The organism is Stenotrophomonas sp. 278, assembly GCF_003935715.1.
Classification (GTDB): domain Bacteria; phylum Pseudomonadota; class Gammaproteobacteria; order Xanthomonadales; family Xanthomonadaceae; genus Stenotrophomonas; species Stenotrophomonas maltophilia_AH.
This window is the reverse complement of the sequence record NZ_RHPP01000050.1, coordinates 22740-29555: the sequence shown is the minus strand read 5'-3', so window position 1 is coordinate 29555 and position 6816 is coordinate 22740. Positions and strand designations below refer to the sequence as shown.

Sequence of the window (6816 nt, the reverse complement as noted above, 5' to 3'; positions counted from 1 at the left end):
CCAGCGGGCCGTGCCACGCTGGCGCGCTATCTCGCCGGCCAGGGCCGGCTGGTGGTCGAAGTCGACCGTGCCGCCGACATCCGCCAGCTGCTGCGCTGGGCCGCGCGCGAAAAGGTGAAGATCGCCATTGCCGGCGGTGCCGAAGCGTGGCGGATCGCCCCGCAGCTGGCGCAGGCCAATGTGCCGGTGTTCGTGGACGCACTGGGCAACCTGCCGACCAGTTTCGACCAGCTGGGAGCCACGCTCGAGAACGCTGCGCGCCTGCGCAAGGCCGGCGTCGAGGTCAGCTTCGCCCAGCGCGACGATGCCTCGCACAACGCCCGCAAGATGCGCCAGCTGGCCGGCAACGCGGTGGCCAACGGACTGCCTTGGCAGGATGGCCTGGCTGGCCTGACCCGGGTGCCGGCGCAGGTACTGGGCGTGGGTGACCGGATCGGCAGCATCGAGCCGGGCAAGCTGGCCGACCTGGTGCTGTGGGAGGGCGACCCGCTGGATGTGGCGCACTACGCCGAACAGGTGTGGCTGGGCGGCAAGGCGATGCCGATGCGCTCGCGTCAGACTGAGCTGCGGGATCGCTATGCGGCTCCCGCCGGCAGCGAACCGCGCGCATACTCCAGGTAAAACATGTACCAAAGGCAGCCGGGCAAGCCCGGCTCTACGCCATTGCCCCGTAGTGCCGGGCTTGCCCGGCAGCAAGGAACCCGACCATGGCCCTGCGCTGGTACTTCGACTTCGTCTCGCCCTTTGCCTACCTGCACTGGCAGCAACTCAAGACCCTGCCGCAGTTCGGGCAGATCACCCCCGTGCCGATCGCGTTCGGCGCGGTGCTGCATCACCTTGGCAACCTGGGGCCGGCCGAGATACCAGCCAAGCGCCGCTTCATCTACCGCCAGGTCCTATGGCAGGCGCAGCAGCAGGGCACCACCGTGCGCTTCCCGCCTGGCCATCCCTTCAACCCGCTGGCCGCACTGCGCCTGTGCCTGGCGGTGGAAGCCACTCCGGCGGCAGTGGACGTGCTGTTCAACTGGATCTGGCGTGACGGCCATGCTGCCGATACCCCACAGGCCCTGGCACTGCCCGGCGCGATGCTCGACGTGGCCGATGTAGCCGCCGCCGTTTCTGCACCCGGCGTCAAGGAGCAGCTGCGCCAGAACACCGAGGCCGCCATTGCCGCCGGGGTGTTCGGCGTCCCCACACTGTCCATTGACGGCGAGCTGTTCTGGGGCAACGAGTCGCACGACCTGATGCGGGCGGTGCTGGCCGATCCGGAACTCCTGCAACGCGACGGTTGGCGGCAGGTGGTGGAGCTGCCGGTGGCAGTTGAACGCAGCCGGTAATCGATTACATGCGGATGCGTGAATCCCCGGTCAGGTACGTAAGTCCATTTTGAGATAGCTTTCACACTTTCGAACCGACACCTGCCTGGAGGGGGTAACAGGATGCGCATCGGAATAGTCGTGGACTCGGCCTGCGATCTGCCGCAGGACTTCATTGAAAAGAACAACCTGGTACTGCTGCCGATCACGGTGCGGATCGGCGAAGCGGTGCTCGCCGACCATCGGGACGAGCAGGCCACGCTGAGCTTCCTGCACGCCCACGTCGCCGAGAACGGGGCCGAGGCGGAAACCATTCCCTTCAGCGTGGTGCAGATCCGCGACCTGTTCCTGGGCAAGCTGGTGATCGACTACGACCATGTGTTCTGCATGACGATCACCAAGACCCGCAGCCCGATCTACGACAACGCGATGCAGGCCAGCTTCGCGATCCTCAATGACTACAAGCCGGTGCGCCAGGCGGCCGGCTTCAACTCGCCGTTCGCGCTGCGCGTGCTGGACACGCAGAACCTGTTCGCCGCCCAGGGCGTGACCGCGGTCGAAGCGGTACGCCTTCGCGACAGCGGGGCCAGCGTGCAGCAGATCCGCGAGAAGCTGGAGCAGCTGGCACACAACGTGCACGGCTACATGGTCACCCGCGACCTGTACTACATGCGCGCCCGCGCCCGCCATAAGGGTGACCGCAGCGTAGGGCTGATCAGCGCCGCGCTGGGCAGCGCGCTGGACATCAAACCGGTGCTGCATGGCTACCGGGGCGAAACCGGCCCGGTGGCCAAGATCAAAGGCTTCGACAACGCCGTGCAGAAGCTGTTCGACTTCGTCGGCCAGCGGGTCAAGGCCGGGTTGATGACCAACACCGTCTGCGTCAGCTATGGCGGCGAGCTCGACGACCTGCGCGCCCTGCCCGGCTATGCCAGCCTGCGCCAGACGTGCGAGGCACATGGAGTGCAGCTGTTCGAGTCGGTGATGAGCCTGACCGGCATGGTCAACGTCGGCAAGGGCGCGGTCACTGTCGGCTTTGCCGACGGGCCGCACACCTTCAGCGGCTGAGCCTCGCGGTCTGTTTCTGCACACCGGTTGCACCGGGTTTCTGGCAGTCTGCGCGCATTCAATGGAGACCACCATGTCGTCAGTCGTTCATTACAGCATCAGCCTGCCAGACCCGGACAAGGCCCGTGGCAGCGACCCGGACCTGTCGTTCAAGTCGCACGGGGCGAGTGGCTTCGCCGAGGAACTGCAGGACGCCCTGCGCAGCACCACCCTGTTCGAGAAGTGGCGTGCCAAGCAGCCTGACCCGGACGCGGTGGAGAACCAGTGGGGCGTCACCGATCCGGAAGCCACCGTCACCGGTGAGCAGAAGGACCTGCGGGTCAACCTGACCGTCACCACGAAGATCGACAGCGACGTGTTCAAGCAGCGCCTGCGCCTGCTGGCCGGCCACCATTGGGAAATGCGCGACGTGCGATAATCCGTGCCCTCCACGCACGGAACGCATGAGGGGTACCGCGAGCAAGGGACGAGCTACCAAGGCAGCGCGCGCAGCGCTGCTTCGGCCAGCCGAACGCGGCCAGCCCAAGCTGCGCTTTGCACCGCGTGGATTGCGTTACCTGCAGCGCTGGTCGGAAGGGTTCGCCGGAAGGTTCCCCTCGGCAGAAGAGATTGCCGAACATCCCCGCTACTGGAACAACAAGATTCCTGTCGAATCGCGGCTGGTGGAAGCGCCCTTCGCCGCCGTAACGCGCAACCACGCGGCGCGCCGATCAGAACAGGAAGGATGAGGGCGCGGCGACTTGGACCACCAACATCGCCATCGCATGGCACAGCACGTACAACGTGCGCCTAAGATAGCGTCCTGCTGTGCACGTTGCTTCACGCTCTGCCCACGGCACGCTCATATGCATGACGGATTGCCCAGCGGACGGTTGCCTTTTCACGGAGTGTGCGCGACTAGCTGCGGCAAGGTCGAGGCAGATGTGAAACGGAGTACCCGATGCTGCTGAAACGACCTGCTTCGCTGACCCTGCTGGCCTTGGCCCTCGCTGCGGCGAGTGCCACCGCCCCGGCACAGACCCCTGCCCCGGCTACGTTGCCGGCTCCCATCGCCGAAGCAGATGCCCTGCAGACCGGCCCACGCTCCAATCTGCATGCCCAGGTGCTGCTGGACCGGGCCAACTTCTCGCCCGGACAGATTGATGGCGAGATCGGCTCCAACCAGCGCCGCGCGGTGGCGGGCTTCCAGGCAGCGCGCGGCTTGAAGGTTACCGGCGAGCTGGATGACGCCACCTGGCAGGCGCTGCAGGACAGTACTCCGGTGCTGGCCCGCTACACGCTCACCGCCGAGGACGTGGCCGGTCCGTTCCGCCCGGTGCCGAAGAAGCCGGCCGACCAGGCCAAGCTCGACGCGCTGGGGTATGCCTCGGTGGCCGAGGCGCTGGGCGAACGCTTCCATGCCGACCCGAAGCTGCTGCAGGCGCTGAATCCCGGCGTGGACCTGGGCAAGGCAGGCAGTGAGATCCAGGTTCCCAACATTGCCCCGGCTGCATTGCCCAAGGCAGCCAAGCTGGTGATCGACAAATCCGACTCGACCCTGCGCCTGTACGATGCCGCAGGCAAGGTCTATGCGCAGGTGCCGGTGTCGTCGGGCAGCCAGCACGATCCGCTGCCGATCGGGGAGTGGAAGATCCTGGGCATCTCGCGCGATCCGCCGTTCCACTACAACCCGAAGCTGTTCTGGGACGCGAAGAAAGGGGATCGCAAAGCGACCATCCCGCCAGGGCCGAACAATCCGGTCGGGCGGGTCTGGATCGACATCTCCAAGCCGCACTACGGCCTGCATGGCACGCCGGAGCCGGGCCACGTCGGCAAGACCGAGTCGCACGGGTGCGTGCGGATGACCAACTGGGATGCAATGCGGGTCGCCGATGCGGTGGATGCGTCGGTGCCGGTGATCATGCAGGAGTAAGCACATGAAGCTGATGCGGCTGCTGGCGTTGGGCGTGGTGGTCGGGGCGGCCGGGTGGTGGCTGTTCGGGTTGCCGCGGCTGGAACGGCAGATGGATCAGGTGCCGGCGGTGGTGGGTACGCCTCCGGAGGGTGCGATGGAAGGCCGGCCAACGGCCGGCACTACCGCACCCGCGGTGACCGACGTGCCTGCGGCCGCATCCAGCAGCGTCGAGGGCCGGCCAACGGCCGGCGCTACCGGAGTGATGCCTTCCAGCTTGCTGGTGCCGGTGCAGGGGGTGATGCCTGGCCAGTTGCAGGACACCTTTACCGACGCGCGCAGCGAGGGCCGGGTGCATGACGCCATCGACATCATGGCCCCTACCGGGACGCCGGTACTGGCAGTGGCCGACGGCACCATCGAGAAGCTTTTCACAAGTGAGCGCGGCGGCCTGACCGTGTATCAGTTCGAGCCGGATGGGGTGTACTGCTACTACTACGCCCATCTGGACCGATATGCCGAGGGTCTGGCCGAGAAGCAGGCAGTCAAGCGTGGTGACGTGATTGGCTACGTGGGCAGCACCGGCAATGCCAGCCCGGACGCGCCGCACCTGCATTTCGAGATCCACCGGCTGGGGCCGGAGAAGCAATGGTGGAGAGGAGAGGCGTTGAACCCCTACCCGGTGTTGCGCGGCGGGCGATGATGCGAAAATGCCCCCATGAGAACCCCCGATAGCCTGCAGGCGCTGATTGACGACGGCGTGATCGACGAGGTACTGCGCCCGCTCAAGAGCGGCAAGGAAGCCGCCGTCTACGTGGTGCGCAGCGGCGACGACGTGCGCTGCGCCAAGGTCTACAAGGACATGGCCCAACGCAGCTTCCAGCAGCGCGTGCAGTACCAGGAAGGCCGCAAGGTACGTGGCAGCCGTGAGGCGCGCGCCCTGGCCAAGTCCAGCAAGTACGGCCGCAAGCAACAGGAAACAGCGTGGAAGAACACCGAGGTGGACGCGCTGTACCAGCTGCGCGACGCCGGCGTGCGCGTGCCTGAGCCTTACGGCTACTACCACGGCGTGCTGGTGATGGAGCTGGTCACCGACGCGGAGGGCTACTCCGCCGCCCGCCTGGGTGAGGTGGAACTGGACGCCGGACAGGCCCGCGACTTCCATCAGTTCCTGGTGCGCCAGGTGGTGCTGATGCTCTGCTGCGGGCTGATCCACGGCGACCTGTCGCCGTACAACGTGCTGGTGGGACCAGATGGCCCGGTGGTGATCGATTTTCCGCAGGTGGTGAGCGCAGGGGGCAACAACAACGCGCGCACCATGCTGCTGCGCGATGTGAACAACCTCACCGCCTATCTTGGTCGATCGGCTCCGGAGTTGTTCGACACGTGGTACGGCGAGGAGATGTGGGCCCTGTTCGAGGCCGGCGAACTGCGGCCGGACAGCGTACTGACCGGCACCTTCGTGCACGACGAATCGACCGTGGACCTGGACAGCGTAAGGCACGCCATCAACGATGCGCGCGAGGAAGCGTTGATCCGGCAGCAGGGTCGCGAGGCGGCCGAGGCGCTGGACGACTGAGGTGGAGTTGGATCCACCAGCACCGCGACGACACGCATGGCGTGTCGCTACGGGAACGATGATTGGCGGGCACGATCATCGGTCGCATCGGTGACGTTGATGTAGGGACGCGCCATGCGCGTCCGCGGGAATCAGGCCTTCAACGCGTTGGCGTGATACGCGATGTGCTCGCCGATGAAGCTGCTGATGAAATAGTAGCTGTGGTCATACCCGGGCTGCATGCGCAGCTGCAGTGGATGGCCGGCGGCGGTGCACGCCGCCTGCAGCCACTGTGGCTGCAGCTGGTTGTCCAGGAACTCATCGCCACCGCCCTGGTCCACCAGCAGCGGCAACTTTTCTTCGGCCACCGCCACCAGTTCGCTGGCATCCCACTGCGCCCAGCTCGCGCGGTCCTCGCCGAGGTACGCGGCAAAGGCCTTCTGCCCCCACGGCACGCGCGTGGGGGCCACGATCGGCGAGAACGCTGACACGCTGCGGTAACGCCCCGGGTTGCGCAGCGCGATTACCAGCGCGCCGTGGCCGCCCATCGAATGCCCGCTGATGCTGCGCGCATCGGTGGCCGGCAGATGCGCTTCGATGAGGGCGGGCAGTTCCTGCACGACGTAGTCGTACATGCGGTAATGCGCCGCCCACGGCTGCTGCGTGGCGTTGAGATAGAACCCCGCGCCCTTGCCCAGGTCGTAGCCTTCCGCATCGGCCACGTCGTCGCCGCGCGGACTGGTGTCCGGCGCGACGATGATCACGCCGTGCTCGGCGGCGTAACGCTGTGCACCGGCCTTGGTGATGAAGTTCTGCTCGGTGCAGGTCAGCCCACTCAGCCAGTACAGCACCGGCAGCTTCTGCGAGGCGGCCTGCGGGGGCAGGTATACAGCGACGTTCATGTCACAGCCCAGGACCTGCGAGCGGTGACGGTACACGTCCTGCCAGCCGCCGAAGGCGGCGCGATGTTCGATGCGTTCCAT

General features: G+C 66.4%; 9 protein-coding genes. 8 read left to right on the top strand and 1 reads right to left on the bottom strand.

From position 1 onward, the window contains the following. From EGJ34_RS10320 to EGJ34_RS10285, 8 genes are all read left to right on the top strand, one after another. Positions 1-621 (top strand): amidohydrolase family protein (locus EGJ34_RS10320; protein ID WP_148100487.1); only part of this gene is annotated, 621 nt, incomplete at its 5' end. Between the two features lie 86 nt (positions 622-707). After that, entirely contained in the window at positions 708-1337 is a 630-nt protein-coding gene (locus tag EGJ34_RS10315) for a DsbA family protein (RefSeq protein ID WP_125360396.1), read from the top strand. A 102-nt stretch (positions 1338-1439) separates the two neighbouring features. Next, positions 1440-2384 carry a DegV family protein gene (locus EGJ34_RS10310; RefSeq protein WP_125360395.1) on the top strand — a complete coding sequence of 315 codons (945 nt, stop codon included), beginning with the start codon at positions 1440-1442 and terminating at the stop codon, positions 2382-2384. 73 nt (positions 2385-2457) lie between these two features. Continuing rightward, the gene (locus tag EGJ34_RS10305; protein WP_125360394.1) at positions 2458-2802 is read left to right on the top strand and encodes a hypothetical protein; all 345 of its coding nucleotides are present in this window, start codon (positions 2458-2460) and stop codon (positions 2800-2802) included. A gap of 25 nt (positions 2803-2827) precedes the next feature. Then, a complete protein-coding gene (locus EGJ34_RS10300; protein WP_125360393.1) occupies positions 2828-3112 on the top strand; it encodes a hypothetical protein in 285 nt (94 codons plus the stop codon). Between the two features lie 212 nt (positions 3113-3324). After that, complete coding sequence (locus tag EGJ34_RS10295) at positions 3325-4296, top strand: L,D-transpeptidase (protein ID WP_125360392.1); 972 nt, start codon at positions 3325-3327, stop codon at positions 4294-4296. A 4-nt stretch (positions 4297-4300) separates the two neighbouring features. After that, positions 4301-4978 carry a M23 family metallopeptidase gene (locus EGJ34_RS10290; protein ID WP_125360391.1) on the top strand — a complete coding sequence of 226 codons (678 nt, stop codon included), beginning with the start codon at positions 4301-4303 and terminating at the stop codon, positions 4976-4978. 15 nt (positions 4979-4993) lie between these two features. After that, the gene (locus tag EGJ34_RS10285; protein ID WP_125360390.1) at positions 4994-5854 is read left to right on the top strand and encodes a PA4780 family RIO1-like protein kinase; all 861 of its coding nucleotides are present in this window, start codon (positions 4994-4996) and stop codon (positions 5852-5854) included. 131 nt (positions 5855-5985) lie between these two features. On the opposite strand, the gene fghA is transcribed toward EGJ34_RS10285, so the two are convergent. Then, a complete protein-coding gene (gene fghA / locus EGJ34_RS10280; protein ID WP_125360389.1) occupies positions 5986-6816 on the bottom strand; it encodes an S-formylglutathione hydrolase in 831 nt (276 codons plus the stop codon).